Origin of the sequence: Paraliomyxa miuraensis (genome assembly GCF_026337845.1) — a bacterium.
Taxonomy (GTDB): Bacteria; Myxococcota_A; Polyangia; order Nannocystales; family Nannocystaceae; genus Paraliomyxa; species Paraliomyxa miuraensis.
In genome coordinates, this window is sequence record NZ_JAOVZF010000163.1 from 525,120 (window position 1) to 526,104 (window position 985).

Genomic DNA, 985 nt, shown 5'->3' on the forward strand with positions numbered 1-985 from the left:
GCGGCATCTCGTGCTACCGGCGAAGGATCACCCTTCGAAGGCCGGTGCTCAACGCCTTGTAGAGGATCACTCCAAGAGGCTGCGGCGTGTACAGGTTGGGCTCGAACTCGATGCGCAGGAGCCCATGAGCCACGAAGTCACGCATGGTCCGCCACCAGTACCTCGGTCCGCACGCATTCAGCACCTTGACCATCTGCCACGCCAAGGAAGCATCGGTACCGGGAAACCAATGGTTCACGGAAATCGAGTTCTCGAGAGAGCGTAGATGATGCCACCAAAAGCGAGGGATGAACAAGAGATCGCCGGGCTCGAGCACGGTCTCCTTGATCTCGACGCGAGCGAAGCCGGGGAATGCACTCAGGTCCGGGTCCTCGGGATCGACCTTGCTCTTGGAGACATAGGGTTCCATGGGATACAGGGACGCCGGATCATCGGGCGCCACCAACATCGCCTTCTTCTTACCGAAGACCTGAACCAGGAAATTCTCGCTGGGATCGAAGTGGAGCCCAGATCGTGTGTTGGATGAGCCCAACCACAAATATGTGGACCCAGCCTCGACCGGATGATTGGTGTAGCCTCGAAAATCCACCTCTGCCATGAGTTCGGGATAGCTTCGCATGTTCGACGAATCGATGTAGCAAGGCCGGTCCGGAGCAGCCGAGCGCAGCTTCTCGAGGAACCCCCGCACGGTCATCCTTCGCCGGTGATCCTTGTTCGGCCGGAGGTAGGGAGATCCACCCATCGGAAGGTCGACGGTCACGGGGACCTCCAAGTCGCCGTAGATCGACTCGATGTTCTCGAGCGTCCACGCTCTTCCGGACAGCCAATCACGGGCAAAGCCCACCATCACGACCGGCTCGCTACGCGAGCGAAACTCGGCCTCGAACTCTTGCCGGGTCAAGCCCTCGATGCGCTCGATGGGTCCACGACGGGGGGAGGTAAGGGCGCTCGTCTTCATCGCGATTCCCTCAGTCATCACGTTGGC

Annotated in this window: 1 protein-coding gene; it reads right to left on the reverse strand. The window is 60.1% G+C overall.

The window, feature by feature from the left end; genetic code table 11:
- Positions 1-13 precede the first annotated feature (13 nt).
- Entirely contained in the window at positions 14-958 is a 945-nt protein-coding gene (locus tag OEB96_RS42305) for a cupin-like domain-containing protein (protein WP_266222646.1), read from the reverse strand.
- Positions 959-985 lie beyond the last annotated feature (27 nt).

Coding starts and splice junctions, on each gene's coding strand:
- OEB96_RS42305 (WP_266222646.1), bottom strand. CDS start 958: ATGAAGACGAGCGCCCTTACCTCCCCCCGTCGTGGACCCATCGAGCGC.